Below are 17,576 nucleotides of genomic sequence, written 5' to 3'. Positions count from 1 at the left end.
CCGCCGCCTTCGGCCGTGATCCCAGCCACCGCTCCCCCTGCCCGACTCCCGTTGCCGGGCCTGATCGGGCTGGCCTCGCTGGTGTTGCTGCTGCCGGCGGCGGCGCTGGCGGCCGACAGCCAGGCCCTGATCCGTCTGTTGAGCACGAAGCGCTGCGAGCAGTGCCGCCTGGCCGATGCCGATCTGGTGCAGGCCGATCTGCGGGATGCCGAGCTGAATGGCGCCCAGCTCCAGCGCGCCAACCTCAGCGGCGCCCGCCTCGATGGCGCCCGGCTGGCCGGCGCCGATCTGAGCTTCACCAGCCTGCAGGGGGCCTCCCTGCGAGGGGCCGATCTGCGGGGTGCCCGCATGCTGGGCACCGATCTGCGCGACGCCGACCTGGGCGGGGCCCTGCTCGATGCCAGCGCGCTCGCCAGCAGCCACTGGCAGGGCGCCCGGGGCATCGACCCGGCCCAGCAGAGCTATGCCACCCTCCACAACGCCGGTGTGGACGCCGCCACGCGGGGCCGCTTCCCGGAAGCGGAGCAGTTCTTCAGTGCGGCGATCGGCCGGCAACCGGAGGCGGCGATCAGCTGGGTGGCGCGGGGCATCAGCCGCAGTGAGCAGGGCAACACGGCGGCGGCGGCCCAGGACTTCACCTATGCCGCTGGCCTCTACGCCCAGGAGGGTCAGATCGACACGAGCAAGCAGCTGAAGGAGGCGGCCCTCCAGCTCGATGCCACCCCCGACAAGGGGAAAGGCGGCAACGGGCTGGGTCCCCAGATCCTCAGCGGCACGATGGGAGTGCTGCAGTTCCTGGCACCTCTGGCGATCAAGGCCTTCGTGCCGCTGGCGTTCTGAGCTACCGGGGGTTGCTCACGAACTGACGCATCTCGCGGCTGGAGGGCTGGAACCCGTAGCCGAAGGTTCCGCCGTCGTCGTCGCGGATGATCCGCGGGGTGACCATGATCACCAGCTCCCGTTTCTGGCGCTGGTTGCTCGAGGCCCGGAAGAACTGGCCCACCAGGGGCAGATCGCCAAGGATCGGCCACTTCGAAACCTCCGCCACGTCGAAGTCGGAGATCACGCCGGTGAGGATCAGGGTCTGGCCCTCCCGCACCCGCAGGGCGCCGGTGTCAAGGCGCCGCACGCTGAGGATGCTGATTTCCGAGGTGCAGGAGGGAGGGCCCGGCACCGTGTCGGTGACGGCGGACACCGACGGGGAGAGCGAGAAGGTGACGAAGCCGTTGTCATCGATTTTCTCCACCCGCGCGCCGAGCGTCAGCCCGGCTGTGGAGAGCTCAAGTTCACACTGGGTGCTGCCGCTTACCGAATCGGTGGTTACCGTTACATTTGTGATCACGTTAGTGCCGACACGGACGGCCGCTTCGTTGGCTTGGCTGCGGCCGATCGGAGAGTCGATCGTGTACTCATCCAGGCCGCCGGTTCTGCCTGAAGCGGAGGCACCACCTCCGGAGGCTCTCAGGCGGGAAGGGTTCTCCTGAAGGATCAGGGTGGGGCTGGCCAGCAACTTGGTGTTGCGGGAAATGATCTGGGCCTGGACGAAGTCAAAGAAGGCATCCTTGGGGTAGTTAAGACCAGGATTGCGGCGGAAACCATCCACCAGGGAGTTGCCCAGCGTGGTTCCCCCATTCACAGCGGCGGCTCCGGAAGCGACGAGTCCAGGAAGATTCGTCCCTTCGGTTGTGATCGTGCCGCCTGTTGTGCCTGATGGGGGAGTGAGGTTGACATTGAGGTCGCTGGGAACCCCCCGCCGAAAGTCATTCGCAGTAGGCGGCAGCTGAGAACCGAACGCACCCAGCAGTTGGCCATTGTCGTTGACGATGAAGTTGTTGCCCCAGCGGAAGGCGAAGCTGTTGGCAATGTCCTGGCTGTTCTCCAGGTTCACATCCAGCAATCGCACCGAAAGTGCCACCTGGCGCTGGCGCAGATCCAGTTGTTTGAGATAGTTTTCGGCGATCAGTACGATCGAGGAGTCGCCCACCAGGGTGATCGTGCCCAGGCGGGAGTCGGTGGTGCCGATCAGACCAAGCAGTGGCCCCTGGCCGGCTCCAAAGGAGTTGATCTCCGTGGTTGTGGCGGTTGTGGCGGTGGAATTGGCCGTGTTGTTGGCGGGTGTGCCGGTGGACGACACCTCACTTGAGGTGGAGGTGGTGGTGTAGGTCTTGTTGATCGTGGCGCCAAGGCTGGCGAGATAATCGGCAGCGGAATTGGCCGAAACCTGATTGAGCCGATACACCTTCGAGAGCTGGGTGCCGAAGGTTTTGCTCAGCACTTTCGGACCGGCAATGATCAGATTCCCCTCCAACTTGCCCTGCAGGCCGGCGGCCAGCAGGATCGAGTTCACGGCCCTGGCATAGCCCTCATTCCGGAAGGCGATCGATATCAGCCTCTGGGCGCCACTTGGTGGGCTCAGCGCTCCTGGTGAAGGAGTATTTGTCAATGTGTCATCCACATACACGAAGCCGTACCCTCCCAACTGGGCCACGGCCATCAGGGCATCTCGGGCGGGAGCATTCCGGAGAGTCATCGTGACGCTCGGGCCCCGCACGTTCACATAACTGGGGTTGCGCAGCACCATGCTTCCCACCGCCATGTCCCCCAGCGGTGGCGCGGCGGCCCGGGGCTGCAGCGGCGGCACGAAGGCGGCCTGGGGCACCCGGCCAGGGGTGTTCAGGTCGAGCTGGCCGGTCTGGAAGGACGACTGGGGGACGGCGGGAAAACTGAGGATCAGATTGCGGCCATCGGCGCTCACAACGGGCCGGTTCACCGGGCCGTTCGCCACCGGCGTGACCTGAATCACGAAGCGATCGCCCACCCCTTCCAGGCTGATCGTCTTGAAGCCGGCCTCCGGCAGGGCCAGTTGCTGGGGCCCCCGCCGCAGGCCACTCGGCCTGGGCAGGATCAGCTGGCCTTCCCAGCCGGCGCTGTTGGTGAACTGCTGCAGCTGGGGACCCGGGCCGGTGCCCTCGATCACCACCTCCACCGCATCGGGCAGCCGCCGCACCTTGAGCTCCAGTGCTCCTTCACCCGGCAGAGTTTGCACCGGAATCGGTTGGATGGCCTGGGCCAGGGCGGCGGGTCCGTCGAGCATCCCCGCCAGGGGCAGCGTGGCAGCCAGCGCAAGCGGCAACGAAACAGCCCGGCGCAGAGCCGCAGCCAGTGGCGCAGGCGGATGGCACCCCGTTGGCTTCTGGTTCACGCGATGCAGCATCGGAGCTTTGCTGGGACGTTATCGCTCTGCAGTGCCCTCAACCAGAGGGGGATCCGGTGGATTCAGCTCAGCTGGCGGGTTTGGCGGCAGGGGGTGCTGGCTCCTTGCTGTAGAGGGACAGGTTCAGCTTCAGCTCGGTGAGTGGTGGCGGCGCGTCCGCCTTGACCTCCTCGGTGGTGAGGGTCAGGTCGCTCTGCACCACCAGCAGGCCGAGCCGCTCCAGTCGACGAACAAAATTGAGCAGGTTCGGAAACCGGCCCCGGGCACTGAGCAGGGTGGTGGATTTCTTTAGGCCCTGCGCTTCCAGCGGGTCCGGCGGTGGCGGCGGCGGCTGCCCTTCCGCCGGGGTGGCCGCAGGTGGTGGTGTGGAGGGATTGGCGCCCTTGGCATCAGCTGCCTGCGCTGCCGCCGCTGCCGCCGCTGCGTCGGGTTCGAACAGGTTGAGCTGGACGCCGGTTGCGCTCGCCTCCCGGTTGAGCTGGGCCAGCACGGTGCCGATCCCGCCGCTGCCGGCGATCAGCTGGAGCAGGCCCGTCTGCTGGACCTTCACCTTCTCGGCCGCCGTGATCTGCTGCAACTGCTGCTGACGCAGCAGGGGAAGCCGCTGCTCCATCGCCCGCAGCTCGTCGAGGCGGATCTGGTCCTGGCGGATCTTGCTCCAGGGCTGCCAGACGCCTCCGACAACCACCAGCCCCGCCAGCAAAAGGCCTGCCCCGATCGGCAGCCCCAGCAACAACGCCGTGCGGGCCTGCTCCGAAGGCGGTTTGACACCCTCCTGAAGGTTCGTCATGGCAGCAGGCCCTCCCGCTGGAGCAGCTGCAGGCGCAGGGCCATGCCATCCGCCCCCAGCCTCTGCAGCAGCCGAAGCTGGGCTTGGCCGGTGAGTGGCTCCCGGAAGGCGGCGGTGAGCTCGAAGTTGACCAGCGATGCTGGACCCGGCTGCGTACCGGATTCGGGGGCGGTCCGTTCGGCGCGACCCAGTTTGACCCTGGCGGGATCCAGCAACGGTGAGGTTTTCAACCGCAACACCAGGGCATTGATGCGCTCGAAGGCGCCCGGGTCGCTGCTGCGGCCCTTGAGCTCCAGGTCGTCCTTGTTCACCTTCAGCGCGGTCAGCTGCAGCCCGGTGGAGGTCCGCCCGGCCAGGTCGCTCATCAGGGCGGTGCCGGAGCGCACCGCCACCAGGCCCTCGGCCAGCTGCTGGTTGGCCTTGCGGCTGGTTTCGATCGCGGCACGCTCCACAGCGAGCTGCTTCTCCAGGGTCTCCACCTGGGTCTGCACCGGGGCCAGGCGCTCCAGTTCATTGCTCAGCATCTGCTGTTGCCAGCGGAGTAGCAGCGCCATTCCCAGCGCCGCTGTCACCAGGCCGGCCGCCACCGCGGCACCGATCAGCAGCAGGCGGCGTGGATCGGCGGGACGGGGTGGGTCGGCCGGCAGGCCAAGCTCAAGGCGCCGCTCCCTGAGCAGATCAACGGGGGTGAGAGTGGTGGTCATCGAGGCAGCTCCCTGGCGCCCGAGCTCGCCTGGCCTGGCTCCGCTCGATTCAGGCCGCTCAGGCGCAGCAGCGAGGAACCGTCCAGATCGGTGGGGCTGAGCGGATCATCGGCACCCGGGTCCCAGGGCAGCCAGTCCAGTTCGATCGGATCGACGATCTCGACCTTCCAGTCGCCCGCTGCCGCCAGGGAATCGGCCAGGTCGTCGAGCCCACTGCCGGAGCTGATCAGCAGCAGCCGCACCTGGCTGACGCCGGGTCCCGCTGGCGCCAGTAGTGGATGCATTGGTGCAGGCCAGCGATCAGGTCGGCCTGCATCGCCGGCAGGTGGCGGCTGAACTCGGGAATGCCGTGGCGGATCAGGGTCAGCTCTGCCCCGCCGCTTCGCCACTCGAGCAGGGCGATCAGCTGATCGGTGGGGGCATCGGCCACCAAGGGCTCGATCGCCCGCAGATCCGCCACCTGGGCGGGTTCGAGCCGCTCCAGATGCAGCTCGGCGATCGAAAACACCTCGATCCAGGCCAGAACCAGCGAGCGCGGTGCCGTGACCAGCAGGGAAGTGAGCGGCAGCTGGGGATCGAAGCCGATCAGGGGGGTGAGGCTGAGGTAGGCCTGGTTGAGGGGGTAGCCCATGGCGAGGTCGGGATCGATCTGGCGCAGGGCCTGCTCGGGCTCCTCAGGCCAGGCATCGAACGGCCACTGCACCACCCGGATCCCGGCGGCCGAGCGCGGCAGGCTGGCGACCACGTGGGCCCCCTGCAGGCCCAGCTCGAGGCTCAGGTCGCCGATCAGGTCGCCGAGGGCGGCTTTCTGGAGCGGCAGGCCGTCGACGCAGGCCCCCCGCGGCAGCGGCACCCGGCGCAGCCGGTTTGAGCCCGCCTGAAAAGCCTGGCCCGGCAAGCCCAGCAGGGTGAAGGCGTCGTCGTCGAGGACCAGAAGGATGCGGGGAGGGAAAATCCTCGCCAGCAGCGGATCCAGTCGTTCCCGTAACCCGGCAAGAACCAATGATTCTGCGCGCAATCCTGGGCGGCAGCCTATCGGCAGGGGAGAGGCTTCGCATCCCCTTCGCCTAGACCCAGGGCAGCCCGCTGCCCACCGCCTCGCTGATCGAGCGGCAGCCGTGGTGATCGAGCTGCTGCTGCAGGCCCTCCAGAATCGCCGGCACCAGGGCCGGCCCCGCATAGATCCAGGCGGTGTAGATCTGAATCAGGCAGGCTCCGGCCGTGATCCGCTCCCAGGCCGCCTGGGGGGAGTCGATGCCGCCGACGCCGATCAGGGGCAGGGCGGGGCCGGCGGTGGCCCGCAGCCGCCGCAGCACCTCCTGGGCCCGCGCCCGCAGTGGCGCGCCACTCAGCCCGCCGGCCTCCTCCGCCAGGGTGCGACCGGTCTGTACCAGGCGCCGGTTCTCCAGTCCCAGTCGGTCCAGGCTGGTGTTCACCGCGATCACACCGGCCAGTCCCTCCTGGTAGGCCAGGCGGGCGATCGTGTCGATCGCGTCGTCCTCAAGGTCGGGGGCGATCTTCACCAGCAGCGGTGGGCAGGCCGGCAGCCGCCGCAACCGCTCCACCAGCCGCCGCAGCTGCGAGGCATCCTGCAGCTCCCGCAGCCCCGGGGTGTTGGGGGAGCTCACGTTGATCACCGCATAGTCCGCCAGGGGCGTCAGCAGTTCCAGCGAGGAGGCGTAGTCATCCGGTGCCAGATCCAGGGAGGTGAGCTTCGATTTGCCGAAGTTGAGGCCCAGCACGGCCGGCCGCTGACCGGGCGGCTCCAGGGCCTGGCGTTCCAGGGTTCGCTTCAGCGCTTCGGCGCCGTTGTTGTTGAAGCCCATCCGGTTCAGTGCCGCCCGCTCCGCCGCCAGCCGGAACAGGCGTGGCTTCGGGTTGCCCGGCTGGGGGTGCCAGGTCACCGTGCCCAGTTCGGCGAAGCCGAAGCCGAACAGGTGCCACAACCCCGCCGCCACGCCGTTCTTGTCGAAACCGGCCGCGAGGCCGAGCGGATTGGCGAATCGGCATCCGAACAGGGTCTGCTCCAGGCGATGGTCGCGGCGTTGCAGTTCTGCCCCGAGTCCAGCCAGGCTGCCGGAGATCAGTGGCCAGTGGCGACGCGTCGACGCCGCCCCGAGGGCCGCCAGGGTGAGCCGGCTGAGCTGTTCCGCATCTGCCCCCTCGTCCTGGCAGAGCAAGGGCGCCACCCAGCGCTGGTAGAGGGAGCCGGTGGTGGGGGGAGTTGCCATCAGATCCGCTCCAGCCGCCAGCGGTCCTCACCGGCGGGGCTCACCCGCCAGTCACGCCAGCTCCAGGCCTCCTGCTTCTCTTCCAGTCGGGCCAGGGGCAGCTCCACCAGCTGGGCCAGCTCGGCCGGTCGGAGCGTGTACCCCCCGGTCGCCAGGCGATCGGCCAGCTCCAGCCGGCTGAGCAGCCGGCTCAGGCCTGGCGGCGCCGGATCCTTCAGGGCTCGATCCCCAGACGGTTTGGCCTCCGCCAGGTGTTTGGTCTCCGCCAGCGGTGGGCGCGATCCCTTGGAGTAAGCCACCGCAATCGCGTCGCAGCGTTCGTTGTCGGGATCGCCGCTGTGGCCGCGCACATGTTCGAGGGGGACAGCCGGGAGCCGGGCCCGGTCCAGCGCTTCCCAGAGGTCGCGGTTCAGGACCGGCGCACCCGAGGCGGTGCGCCAGCCCTTGCGCTTCCAGCCCGCCATCCACTTGCCCAGTCCATCGATCAGGTAGCGGCTGTCGGTGCGGATCGTCAGGTCGGGGTGGAGGGGGAGATCCCTGAGCTCCTCGAGCACGGCCAGGGCGGCGGTGAGTTCCATGCGGTTGTTGGTGGTGTTCGCCGCTGCCCCGCCCAGTTCCCGCACGGTGCCGTCTTCGAAGCGCAACAGCGCTCCCCAGCCGCCTGGACCGGGGTTGCCGCTGCAGGCCCCATCGGTGGCTGCAGCCACCACCCGTGGCGGGTCATTGGCCACTGGGTGGGGCGGCGAAGGTCGGGTAGAACGTGTTGCCGGAGCCGGGTCGTTGAATCACCACCATGAAGCGAACTTACCTTGCCCTGGTTGGACTGGGCATCGGCGCCCTGACCCTTCAGGGTCTGCCCTGGCCCGTCGCCAGCGCCCAAGGGCTGTTCAGCAGCCAGCCCCTCGATGGCTCCCGCTTCGTGATCCTGGGCAAGCCCGTGGGGCTCGCCGACTGGTCTCTGCTGGTGCTGGAGCAGATCCGCAGCCGGCCGCTCTGCTGGGAGCGCCGGCCGGATGGCCTGATCGATGCGAGCTTGAACCGGTTCGATTTCACCGGGATCTGCAGCCGCTACATCGACAGCAATGGCTTCTCGATCCGGGCAGGGGATCAGGATCTGGGCAGCTCCTACCGCCTGCGGTTGCGTCAGGTGGGTCAGGAGGTGCAGCTGCAGGCCATGAGCCCCACCCAGACCGCCACGGTGCTGGTCGGTCGGGGCACGCTGGGGCGGCGTGATCGGGATGGCTTCGTGGCGATCACCCTGGAGCCCGACTGGCAACTCAGCCGGCGGGTGTTCGGCCGCCAGACCCTCAACCACGTGTATTTCGCCACGGCCACCCCGATCACCCAGCTGATCGCCCGGGCTGGCCGCAGCGACCCCTCCGAGTTCCGGTCCGGCCGCGGCAACCCGCAACGGCTGGAGTCCATGGGCCGCTCCAGGCTGTCATCGGGGCGAGCTGAGCGGGCCATCCCCGGGGCCGGGCCGGTGGCCCTCCCGGTGGTGCCGTTCCGGGAGTAGGGCCCTGTTGTAGCGGTGGGGACAGTTGAACCAGCGACCCCCGCCACGGGCGCTCGCCGCTGGATCCCATACATTGCATTCGTGTGAGGGGTGCGGAACCCACTTTCAGGGTCGAAACAAGGACAGACTCCCGAAAGCGTTCCACCTCTAAAGCCCTGCCTTCGGCGGGGCTTTTTTTTGGCTCGATGGCGCCCGAGCATGAAAAAGCCGGCCCCCGGGGGCCGGCAGGAGGCTAGTGGCCGAGCGGGATCACTTGATCGTGACCTTGCCGCCCACTTCTTCCACGGCCTTCTTGATCGCTTCAGCTTCGTCTTTGGAGACGGCTTCCTTGATCGCCTTGGGTGCGGCCTCCACAAGGGCCTTGGCTTCGCCCAGGCCAAGGCCGGTGACTTCGCGCACGGCCTTGAGCACCTTGATCTTCGAAGCAGCGTCGAAGCCATCGAGGATGGCGTCGAATTCAGTCTGCTCTTCGACAGGCTCGGCGGCGGCGGCAGGAGCTGCCATCATCACGGCGCCGGCGGAAGCGGCGGCTGAGACGCCGAAGGCCTCTTCGATCTGCTTGACGAGCTCGGAAGCCTCAAGCAGCGAGAGGGTTTTCAGGGATTCGAGAATGGTGTCGGTCTTTGTCGTCATGGTTGAGAATCAGCAACAGATCGGGAGATGGGAAACAGAAAATCGGCGCCGTACGGCAGAGCTCAGCTGCCTTCGCCTTCGGCGTGCTGCTTGAGCGCCCGGGCGAGACCGGAAGGAACTTCGTTGATGCCAACCGCCAGCTGGGTGGCCACGGCATTGATCGCACCGGCGATCTGAGCCATGAGCACCTCCTTGGAGGGAAGCTCACCGATGGCCTTGACATCGGCCTGGGAAAGGAGTTTGCCCTCGAAGAGGCCCCCTTTCACATCCGATTTCTTGGTGTCCTTCTGGAAGGACTGCACGGCCTTGACAGCGCCACCGACATCGCCCCTGATCAGGACGAAGGCATTGGTGCCGGTGAGCAGGGGGTCGAGTTCCGACCAGGCACTGTTGCCATCAATGGCCAGGCGCATCAAGGTGTTCTTGGTCACCTTGCAGATGCCGTTGCTGGCCTGCAGACGGGTCCGCAGGTCAGACATCTCCTTGATGGACAGACCCTTGTAATCAAGGACCAGCGCCATTTCAGTTCCGTTGAGGAGCCCCTTGAGCTCTTCGACGATCTGTTGCTTGCTCTCCAGGGAGCGGCCCATAGGAGTGATACGAATCGAGGGAACAAGCCGAACACGCGGCCTCGACAATTCGCCTGACTCGCTCCGCATGGGAACCTGCCAGGCAAACCCGGGGCCGGCGGAGCCGACTGGGTTTCGAGGTCGCCTGACGATTCGCAGCCCTGGCATGACCCGGGGGAACAAAACTTCCGCGTGCACCTCGGCAGGACTTATGACCGCGAACGGATCACCTGCTGTCTTGGGTCGGGCGCGTGCCCTCTGGCCGAAGCCAGTTTTTCACCATACACCGCAGCAGGAATCAGCCGTCCTGCTTGATGTCCTGGAGGGCGGTGAAATCAACGTCGATGCCGGGCCCCATCGTGGAGCTGAGGGTGAGGCTGCGCCAGTAGCGGCCTTTGGCACCACTGGGCTTCTGGCGATCGATCGTTTCCTGCAGTGCCTTGAGGTTCGCCAGCAGCGCCTCGACCGTGAAGCTGGCCTTGCCGAAGCGAACGTGGACGATGCCGGTGCGGTCGGCGCGAAATTCCAGTTTGCCCGCCTTGAACTCACGGATGGCGCCGGCCAGATCAACGGTGACGGTGCCGGCCTTGGGGTTCGGCATCAGCCCCCGGGGGCCGAGGACCCGTCCCAGCTTGGCCACCTTTGGCATCATGTCAGGGGTGGCGATCAGCAGGTCGAAGTCCATCTGGCCGCCGGCGATCGCGTCCACCAGATCTTCGTCACCGGCCAGATCAGCCCCGGCGGCGGTGGCTTCGGCCACCTTCTCGCCACGGGCGATCACGGCGATGCGGATGGTCTGGCCGGTGCCGTTCGGCAGTGCGACGGTGGTGCGCAGCTGCTGGTCGGTGTACTTCGGATCGATGCCGAGGCGCACATGGGCCTCGATCGTTTCATCGAACTTGGCCGTTGCTGTGTCCTTGACCAGCTGCAGCGCTTCGAGCGGTGCGTAGGCGCGGTCTTCGACTTTCTCGACGAGGGCGGTGAAGCGCTTGGAGGGTTTTGTCATGGTTCGAATGGGGTGCGAGCGACGGGACGGCGGGCCGCGAGGCGGCTCTGGGTCCTGGGTCTCCCCCGAATGGGTGGATGGGTGGAAGGGGTGGGCGAACCGGAATCGGGCCGGCGATCAATCGTTGACGGCGACGCCCATGTTGCGGGCGGTGCCTTCAATGATGCGCGTGGCCGATTCCAGGCTGGTGCAGTTGAGGTCGGGGAGTTTCGTTCTGGCGATCTCCTCGAGCTGGGCGCGGCTGATCGCGCCCACGCTGCCCTTGCTGGACGTGGCGGCACCCTTTTCGATTCCGGCTGCCTTGGAGATCAGCACGGAAGCGGGCGGGGTCTTGGTGATGAAGGTGAAGCTGCGGTCTTCGAAGACCGAAATCTCCACCGGAATCACATAGCCGGCCTTCTCCTGGGTGCGGGCGTTGTATTCCTTGCAGAACGCCATGATGTTCACCCCGTGCTGGCCGAGGGCAGGACCCACGGGCGGCGCTGGGTTGGCTTTGCCGGCATTGAGGGCCAGCTTGATCACGGCTACGACTTTCTTGGCCATCGGCTGGTCTGGGGAGCGGAACTCCCTGGCGGGAGTGGGGACGGAGCTCCCGGGACGGGAGCGATGCGGATCGCCTCACCCGGCGGGGGAGGCGTGGCGGCGGCCCCGCCTGGTGAGGCGGTTCCACCCAGGGCCGCCCTCCGCAGGGAGGCGGCCACAGCGGATCAGTTCTGCTTGCTGATCTGGGAGAACTCGAGTTCCACCGGGGTTTCCCGACCAAAGATCGACAGCAGGGCCTTGAGCTTGCTGCGTTCTCCGGACACCTCGATCACTTCGCCCTGGAAGTCCTTGAATGGACCGGCGGTGACCAGGATCTGATCGCCTTCGGTGATGTCGACCTTGACGACGGGTTTCTTCTCGGCAGCCCGCTTGAAGATCCTCTCGACCTCCTGGCGGGAGAGCGGGCGGGGTTTGATATGGCCCCGGGCACGACCGGTGGCGCGCCGCTCCTCGGCCCCGACGAAGTTGATCACGTTGGGGGTGCTGCGCACCGCCATCATCGTGTCTTCATCGAGCACCATCCGCACCAGGACGTAGCCAGGGAAAACCTTCTCTTCAGTGGATTGGCGGCTGCCGTCTTTCTTGAGCTTGATGGCGGGGGTCTGGGGGATCTCGATCTCGACGATGCGGCTGTCGACCCCGAGGGTGATGGCGCGCTGCTCCAGGGTGGCTTTCACCTTCTTCTCACAGCTGGAGGCCACCTGCACCGCATACCAGCGGGCGGTCTGGGGACGGCTTTCTCCCTCCGCCCCGGCGGCGGGCAGAACGGCGCCCTCGACAGCGGCTGGGGTGCTGTCGGCAGTGAGGAGATCGACTTCGGACACGGGCTGGCTGGCGGGACGGCTGGGGAAGGAGGTGGGCGGGAGGCTCAACGGAACACCTGGGTGGAACCCCAGCTGTAGAAGCGATCCACTGCGGCGATGGCGGCGGCGGAAAGGGTGACCATCAGGATCACCGCCACCGACTCGCTGAACAGCTGCTGGCGGCTGGGCCACACCACCTTGCGGAGCTCCTCGATCAGCGCAGGAACGAAGCCGGCCGGACCGCTGGCCGGAGCTGGGGGAAGCGGCTCGGCGGTCTGGGGGTCTTCGGGGCTGGAGGAGCGGCTGGTGGAGTCCAAGGGTGTCGACCGACCGGTCGACGCGCGTACCGGCAAACAATCATCCTACCGGACGTCCTGGCGACTTTCGCCCAGGGGACTGAACAGCAGCGGACCAGCCGGATCGGCCGCCAGGCTCACCTTCACCCCCCAGGCGCCGGCGAAGTGGTCTTCGAGCAACTCGGTGGCGAGTGGATTCTCGATCTGGCGGCGCAGCACCCGGCGCAGGGGCCGCGCCCCGTATTCCGGTTCGTAGCCAAGGGAGGCCAGACGGTCGATCACCGCTTCATCGACCTGCAGCTCCAGCCGCTGCTCCGCGAGCAGGCTGGTCAGCTCCGCCAGTTGCAGGCGCACGATCCGCTGCAGATCGGTGGCGGCCAGGGGGCGGAAACGAATCAGCTCATCGATGCGGTTGAGGAACTCGGGGCGGAACTGGGCGGCCAGGGCTGCTTCCACGGCGGCATCCAGACCGGCATCCAGCTGCGCTTCGCGCTCAGCCGATGGCTCCTCCTCCTGGCCGCGGCGGGCCCGCTCCAGGATCGCGCGGCTGGCCAGGTTGCTGGTCATCACCACCACGGTGTTGCGGAAGTCGACGGTGCGGCCCTGGGAATCGGTGAGCCGCCCGTCGTCGAGCACCTGCAGCAGCAGGTTGAACACCTCCGGGTGGGCCTTCTCCACTTCATCGAGCAGCAGCACGGCATAGGGCCGGCGCCGCACCGCCTCGGTGAGCTGGCCGCCCTCCTCGTAGCCCACGTAGCCGGGCGGAGCCCCCAGCAGGCGGGCCACGGCGTTGCGCTCCATGAATTCGCTCATGTCGAGGCGCACCAGGGCCTCCTCTTCATCGAAGAGCGCCGCCGCCAGCGCCTTGGCCAGCTCGGTCTTGCCGACGCCGGTGGGGCCGAGAAAGAGGAAGGAGCCCACCGGCCGGCGCGGATCCTGCATGCCGGCGCGGGCGCGGCGGATCGCCGCCGCCACCGCCGCCACCGCCTCGGGCTGGCCGATCACCCGTTCCCCCAGCCTCGCCTCCAGCTCCAGCAGCTTCTGGCGTTCGCCGGCCAGCAGCCGCTGCATCGGGATGCCGGTCCAGCGGGCCACCACATCGGCGATGTCGCCCTCCTCCACCTGCTCCCGCAGCAGGGACAGGCCGCTCTGCTGGTCGGCCTTGAGATCGGCTTCGAGGCTGGCCCGGCGCTGCTGAAGTCCATGGAGCTGGTCGTACTGGAGGCGGGCGGCCTCTTCGAGGTCACCGTCGCGCTCGGCCTCGGCGATGGCGTGGCGCAGGTCGTCGTCCCGCTGCTGCAGCTCATGCAGTTCGGCCAGCTGCTCCCGCTCCCCCTGCCAGCGCTGTTGCAGCTCCTGCAGGTGGGCCAGGGCCTGGCGGCGGTCGTCCTGGCGCTGCAACCGCTCGGCCAGCGGTGCGGCTTCGGCCGCCAGCAGGGCCAGCTCGACGCGGCGCAGCTCGGCTTCGGCCTCCTCCACCACCCGGGGCTTGGAGGTGACCTCCATGCGCAGCTGGGCGGCGGCCTCGTCGATCAGGTCGATCGCCTTGTCGGGCAGGCAACGGTCGGCGATGTAGCGGTCGGCCAGTCGGGTGGCCGCCACCATGGCGCCATCGGTGATCGTGACGCCGTGATGCAGCTCGTAGCGCTCCTTGAGGCCCCGCAGGATCTCCAGGCTCACCTCAAGATTGGGCTCCCGGATCACCACCTGCTGGAAGCGGCGGTTGAGGGCGGGATCCTTCTCCACCGTGCGGCGGTAGTCCTCGGGGGTGGTGGCACCGATGCAGCGCAATTCGCCGCGGGCCAGCACGGGTTTGAGAATGCTGCCGGCATCGGCGCTGGAGCGGTCGGAGCTCACCACGGTGTGCAGCTCATCGATGAACAGCACCACGCCGGCGCCGGCCCCGCTGGCGTCGCTGGCACTCACCTCGGCCAGCACGCTGCGCAGCCGTTCCTCGAACTGGCCGCGGAACTTGGCGCCGGCGATCAGGGCGCCGAGATCGAGGCCGATCAGGCGGATGCCCTTGAGTGACTCCGGCACTTCGCCGGCCACGATCCGCTGGGCCAGCAGCTCGGCGATCGCCGTTTTGCCGACGCCCGGTTCGCCGATCAGCACCGGATTGTTCTTGCCACGCCGGGAGAGTACCTGGATCAGGCGGCGGATTTCGGTGTCGCGGCCGATCACCGGATCGAGCAGTCCGGCGCGGGCGGCGGCGGTGAGGTCGCGGCCGTATTGCTCCAGGGCGGGTGGCTCGGCCGTCAGGGTCAGGCCCTCGGCCTCCGCTGGGGCTGGGCTGCCCTGGGGGGGTGGGGTCTGGTTGGCCGGGGGCTGGTTGGCTGGGACCTGGATGGGGGCAAAACGGCCGGGGCTGGGCGGGCGGGCCTCGATCGGCGGCGCGGCGGTGGGTGAATCGATCCAGGCATCGGTGGCGACCGCGGCGGGGGCGGGCCGCAACTGCCGCAGCAGCCGTTCTTCGCTCAGGCCCTGGTCGTTGAGCAGGGCGGCGCCGATGCGGGGCTCCTCCAGCAGGGCCAGCAGCAGATGGGGGATGTCGATCAGGCGGGAGCCCCAGTTGGCACGGCGCCGGTCGGCGGCCTCCAGCAGGTCTTCGAGGGCATCGCCGATGAACAGCTCAGCGGCAACGGCGGACGGCTGCTCGGCGCAGAAGCCCTCCAGCTGATCCAGCAGCCTGTCCCCGTCGGTGGCCAGGGGCTCCACCCAGCCGCTGTAGCGCGGATCCTGGAACAGCACCTGGATCAGATGTTCCACATCGAGCTGGCCATGGCGCCAGCGGCGGGCCTGGTCCTGGCCGGCGAGCAGCAGTTCCCAGGCGGCCTCGCTGAATCGATCGGGCTCGCTGGTGAGGCTGCCGAGGCCCACCGATCCTTCGCCCCGGGGATTGGTGTCGAGGCTTTCAGGCAGTGGCATCCGGCCTCCTGCCCAGCTGGATCAGTTCGATCCTGTAGCCGTCGGGATCCTCCACAAAGGCGATCACGGTGCTGCCGTGTTTCATCGGGCCCGGCTGCCGCACCACCCGGCCGCCCTTGCCGGCGATGGCGTCGCAGGTGGTGGTGATGTCCTCCACCCCGAGGGCGATGTGTCCGTAGCCGGTGCCGATCTCATAGGAGCTGGTGTCCCAGTTGTGGGTCAGCTCGATCACACTGTTGTGGCTCTCCTCCCCGTAGCCCACGAAGGCCAGGGTGAAGCGACCCTCGGGATAGTCCCGCCGGCGCAGCAGGGTCATGCCCAGCACCTCGGTGTAGAAGGCCAGCGATCGCTCCAGATCGCCCACCCGGACCATGGTGTGAAGCAGCCGCATCGCTCAGGATTGGTTGGCTCAGCCATTCTGACCGGCTCAGGATCAGGTCTGGGTTGTCAGACCGTGCCCACAGGTACAAAAAGGGTGATCGAAAAGCCCCATAAGATCCCTGCAGCATTGATGCCCAGGCTCCATTCGTGATCGACTCCCTCGACCTGGTGATTGATTCGATCGTGGCCCGGGAGGTGCTCGACTCCCGCGGCACCCCCACCGTGGAAGCGGAAGTGCGGCTGGAAGGCGGCGCCCAGGGCCTCGCGATCGTGCCCAGCGGCGCCAGCACAGGAGCCCATGAAGCCCATGAGCTGCGCGATGGCGGCAGCCGTTACTTCGGCAAGGGAGTTCAGCAGGCGGTCAGCAACATCGAGGACAAGATCGCTCCGGCCCTCTGTGGGCTCAGCGCCCTCGACCAGGGCACCGTCGATGCGGCGATGGCCGACCTTGATGGCAGCGACAACAAATCGGCCCTGGGGGCCAACGCGATCCTGGCGGTGAGCCTGGCCGTGGCGCGGGCCGCGGCCGATGGCGTCGGTCTGCCCCTCTACCGCTACCTGGGCGGGCCGATGGCCACGCTGCTGCCGGTGCCGCTGATGAATGTGATCAACGGCGGCGCCCATGCCGCCAACAACATGGATTTCCAGGAATTCATGCTGGTGCCCCACGGGGCGCCCAGCTTCCGGGAGGCGCTGCGCATGGGCGCCGAGGTGTTCCACACGCTCAAGGGCCTGCTGAGTGCCCAGGGGCTCTCCACGGCGGTGGGCGATGAGGGCGGCTTCGCGCCGGATCTGGAGAGCAACGACGCCGCCGGCGCCCTGCTGGTGCAGGCGATCGAGAAGGCGGGCTACAAACCGGGCGAGCAGATCTCCCTGGCGCTCGACGTGGCCAGCACGGAGTTCTACAAGAACGGGTTCTATGCCTTCGGCGGCGGCAGTTACAGCGCCGCTGCGATGGTGGATCAGCTCGAAGCGCTGGTGAGCCGCTACCCGATCGTCTCGATCGAGGATGGCCTCGCCGAAGACGACTGGGAGGGCTGGGCCCTGCTCACCCAGCGGCTGGGCAGCCGCGTGCAACTGGTGGGCGACGACCTGTTCGTGACCAACACCACCCGCCTGCAGCGGGGCATTGAAGAAGGCATCGCCAATTCGATCCTGATCAAGGTGAACCAGATCGGTTCGCTCACCGAAACCCTGCAGGCGATCGATCTGGCTGGCCGCGCCGGCTACACCAGCGTGATCAGCCACCGCAGCGGCGAAACCGAAGACACCACCATCGCCGACCTCTCCGTGGCCACCCGGGCCGGCCAGATCAAGACCGGTTCACTCAGCCGCAGTGAGCGGGTGGCGAAATACAACCGGCTGCTGCGCATTGAAGACGAACTCGGCAGCCAGGCGATCTATGCCGGCGCCGAGGAGCGGGGGCCACGGGGGAAGAGCTGAGTTCTGCGGTCTCCAGGCAGCACCCTTTCCTGAACAGCTTCCGGTTGGTCGATCAGGCGGACGGACATGCATTGGGGGAGCGGCCAGGAAAGCTGATGTCGAGCACGAGGGCGCCTTCATCGGTGCGGAAGGGGCCATGCACCTCACCGGGCGGCCGGCTGGCGTAGTGCCCTGGCTCCAGCCAAAGGGCGAAGGCCGCGTCGAAAAGGCGGCCGCTGACGATCATGATCTCCTCGGGGAAGGGGTGGGCCTTGCCCCCGAAGGTGGTGGTGTCGGCGCCGGGCAGGAAGCGGGTGAGGCGGGTGATTTCGCCTGTGGCCGCATCCTGGCTGAGAATCAGCTCCTGCACCTGGCCTTCCAGACCATCGAGCCAGCGCCAGTGGTGCGCCTGATCGGCCGCCAGCGGATTCCAGTAGGGGATGGTGGTTTTGCCCATGGCTTGCTGCTCTGGTGCGCGCTGATCATCGTCGCCGTTCGAGATCACCGGCACCGGCATCGGCACCGGCATCCTCAGCTGCG

19 protein-coding genes are annotated in these 17,576 nt (G+C 67.7%); 3 read left to right on the top strand and 16 right to left on the bottom strand.

Translation table 11 applies throughout. From position 1 onward, the window contains the following. Positions 1-15: 15 nt before the first annotated feature. Complete coding sequence (locus KQ307_RS04080) at positions 16-840, top strand: pentapeptide repeat-containing protein (RefSeq protein ID WP_259727037.1); 825 nt, start codon at positions 16-18, stop codon at positions 838-840. A gap of 1 nt (position 841) precedes the next feature. Here KQ307_RS04080 and KQ307_RS04075 read toward each other — a convergent pair whose 3' ends face one another. The 7 genes from KQ307_RS04075 to KQ307_RS04045 form a co-directional block, all read right to left on the bottom strand. After that, positions 842-3,133 (bottom strand): type II secretion system protein GspD, encoded by a 2,292-nt coding sequence (locus KQ307_RS04075; protein WP_259727036.1) that lies wholly within the window; start codon positions 3,131-3,133, stop codon positions 842-844. Between the two features lie 148 nt (positions 3,134-3,281). Further along, positions 3,282-4,004, bottom strand: a complete 723-nt coding sequence (locus tag KQ307_RS04070; protein ID WP_259727035.1) for a hypothetical protein — start codon at positions 4,002-4,004, stop codon at positions 3,282-3,284. After that, positions 4,001-4,708: a PilN domain-containing protein gene (locus KQ307_RS04065; RefSeq protein WP_259701777.1), complete on the bottom strand. Its 708-nt coding sequence runs from the start codon at positions 4,706-4,708 to the stop codon at positions 4,001-4,003. The genes KQ307_RS04070 and KQ307_RS04065 overlap by 4 nt, the downstream gene beginning before the upstream one ends. After that, on the bottom strand, positions 4,705-4,950 hold the full coding sequence (locus tag KQ307_RS04060; protein ID WP_259727034.1) for a hypothetical protein: 246 nt from the start codon (positions 4,948-4,950) through the stop codon (positions 4,705-4,707). Before KQ307_RS04060 ends, KQ307_RS04065 begins: the two co-directional genes overlap by 4 nt. Next, positions 4,935-5,711 (bottom strand): hypothetical protein, encoded by a 777-nt coding sequence (locus tag KQ307_RS04055; protein WP_259727033.1) that lies wholly within the window; start codon positions 5,709-5,711, stop codon positions 4,935-4,937. The genes KQ307_RS04060 and KQ307_RS04055 overlap by 16 nt, the downstream gene beginning before the upstream one ends. Positions 5,712-5,775: 64 nt before the next feature. Continuing rightward, a complete protein-coding gene (locus KQ307_RS04050) occupies positions 5,776-6,939 on the bottom strand; it encodes a quinone-dependent dihydroorotate dehydrogenase (protein WP_259701779.1) in 1,164 nt (387 codons plus the stop codon). Beyond that, positions 6,939-7,670, bottom strand: coding sequence for a ribonuclease H (locus tag KQ307_RS04045; RefSeq protein WP_259701780.1), 732 nt, complete (start codon positions 7,668-7,670; stop codon positions 6,939-6,941). Before KQ307_RS04045 ends, KQ307_RS04050 begins: the two co-directional genes overlap by 1 nt. A 62-nt stretch (positions 7,671-7,732) precedes the next feature. On the opposite strand from KQ307_RS04045, the gene KQ307_RS04040 reads away from it, so the two are divergent. After that, entirely contained in the window at positions 7,733-8,455 is a 723-nt protein-coding gene (locus KQ307_RS04040; protein ID WP_259701781.1) for a DUF3747 domain-containing protein, read from the top strand. A gap of 249 nt (positions 8,456-8,704) precedes the next feature. On the opposite strand, the gene rplL is transcribed toward KQ307_RS04040, so the two are convergent. From rplL to gloA, 8 genes are all read right to left on the bottom strand, one after another. Continuing rightward, entirely contained in the window at positions 8,705-9,088 is a 384-nt protein-coding gene (rplL, locus tag KQ307_RS04035; RefSeq protein ID WP_259701782.1) for a 50S ribosomal protein L7/L12, read from the bottom strand. Positions 9,089-9,150: 62 nt separating this feature from the next. After that, positions 9,151-9,678, bottom strand: coding sequence for a 50S ribosomal protein L10 (rplJ, locus tag KQ307_RS04030; RefSeq protein WP_259701783.1), 528 nt, complete (start codon positions 9,676-9,678; stop codon positions 9,151-9,153). 277 nt (positions 9,679-9,955) lie between these two features. Further along, positions 9,956-10,663 (bottom strand): 50S ribosomal protein L1, encoded by a 708-nt coding sequence (gene rplA / locus KQ307_RS04025; protein ID WP_259701784.1) that lies wholly within the window; start codon positions 10,661-10,663, stop codon positions 9,956-9,958. A gap of 117 nt (positions 10,664-10,780) precedes the next feature. Further along, the gene (rplK, locus tag KQ307_RS04020) at positions 10,781-11,206 is read right to left on the bottom strand and encodes a 50S ribosomal protein L11 (RefSeq protein WP_259701785.1); all 426 of its coding nucleotides are present in this window, start codon (positions 11,204-11,206) and stop codon (positions 10,781-10,783) included. A gap of 164 nt (positions 11,207-11,370) precedes the next feature. Continuing rightward, the gene (gene nusG, locus KQ307_RS04015) at positions 11,371-12,030 is read right to left on the bottom strand and encodes a transcription termination/antitermination protein NusG (protein WP_259701898.1); all 660 of its coding nucleotides are present in this window, start codon (positions 12,028-12,030) and stop codon (positions 11,371-11,373) included. A gap of 44 nt (positions 12,031-12,074) precedes the next feature. Continuing rightward, positions 12,075-12,326: a preprotein translocase subunit SecE gene (gene secE / locus KQ307_RS04010; protein WP_259701786.1), complete on the bottom strand. Its 252-nt coding sequence runs from the start codon at positions 12,324-12,326 to the stop codon at positions 12,075-12,077. Between the two features lie 45 nt (positions 12,327-12,371). Further along, on the bottom strand, positions 12,372-15,233 hold the full coding sequence (locus tag KQ307_RS04005; protein WP_259727032.1) for an ATP-dependent Clp protease ATP-binding subunit: 2,862 nt from the start codon (positions 15,231-15,233) through the stop codon (positions 12,372-12,374). Continuing rightward, a complete protein-coding gene (gloA, locus tag KQ307_RS04000; protein ID WP_259701788.1) occupies positions 15,220-15,624 on the bottom strand; it encodes a lactoylglutathione lyase in 405 nt (134 codons plus the stop codon). The genes KQ307_RS04005 and gloA overlap by 14 nt, the downstream gene beginning before the upstream one ends. A gap of 137 nt (positions 15,625-15,761) precedes the next feature. Between gloA and eno the strand changes: the two genes are divergently transcribed. Beyond that, complete coding sequence (eno, locus tag KQ307_RS03995) at positions 15,762-17,057, top strand: phosphopyruvate hydratase (RefSeq protein ID WP_259701789.1); 1,296 nt, start codon at positions 15,762-15,764, stop codon at positions 17,055-17,057. A gap of 52 nt (positions 17,058-17,109) precedes the next feature. On the opposite strand, the gene KQ307_RS03990 is transcribed toward eno, so the two are convergent. Next, positions 17,110-17,565 (bottom strand): cupin domain-containing protein, encoded by a 456-nt coding sequence (locus KQ307_RS03990; RefSeq protein WP_259727031.1) that lies wholly within the window; start codon positions 17,563-17,565, stop codon positions 17,110-17,112. Positions 17,566-17,576 lie beyond the last annotated feature (11 nt).

This window comes from Synechococcus sp. CS-1326 (assembly GCF_025128115.1).
Taxonomy (GTDB): Bacteria; Cyanobacteriota; Cyanobacteriia; order PCC-6307; family Cyanobiaceae; genus Regnicoccus.
The sequence above is the reverse complement of the archived record's forward strand: the minus strand, read 5'-3'. Positions and strand labels throughout refer to the sequence as shown.

Bases quoted from the DNA above. Each gene is read 5' to 3' on its own strand.
- KQ307_RS04070 (WP_259727035.1), bottom strand. From the start codon at position 4,004: ATGACGAACCTTCAGGAGGGTGTCAAACCGCCTTCGGAGCAGGCCCGC.
- KQ307_RS04065 (WP_259701777.1), bottom strand. From the start codon at position 4,708: ATGACCACCACTCTCACCCCCGTTGATCTGCTCAGGGAGCGGCGCCTT.
- KQ307_RS04050 (WP_259701779.1), bottom strand. From the start codon at position 6,939: ATGGCAACTCCCCCCACCACCGGCTCCCTCTACCAGCGCTGGGTGGCG.
- KQ307_RS04040 (WP_259701781.1), top strand. From the start codon at position 7,733: ATGAAGCGAACTTACCTTGCCCTGGTTGGACTGGGCATCGGCGCCCTG.
- rplL (WP_259701782.1), bottom strand. From the start codon at position 9,088: ATGACGACAAAGACCGACACCATTCTCGAATCCCTGAAAACCCTCTCG.
- rplJ (WP_259701783.1), bottom strand. From the start codon at position 9,678: ATGGGCCGCTCCCTGGAGAGCAAGCAACAGATCGTCGAAGAGCTCAAG.
- rplA (WP_259701784.1), bottom strand. From the start codon at position 10,663: ATGACAAAACCCTCCAAGCGCTTCACCGCCCTCGTCGAGAAAGTCGAA.
- rplK (WP_259701785.1), bottom strand. From the start codon at position 11,206: ATGGCCAAGAAAGTCGTAGCCGTGATCAAGCTGGCCCTCAATGCCGGC.
- KQ307_RS04005 (WP_259727032.1), bottom strand. From the start codon at position 15,233: ATGCCACTGCCTGAAAGCCTCGACACCAATCCCCGGGGCGAAGGATCG.
- gloA (WP_259701788.1), bottom strand. From the start codon at position 15,624: ATGCGGCTGCTTCACACCATGGTCCGGGTGGGCGATCTGGAGCGATCG.
- KQ307_RS03990 (WP_259727031.1), bottom strand. From the start codon at position 17,565: ATGCCGGTGCCGATGCCGGTGCCGGTGATCTCGAACGGCGACGATGAT.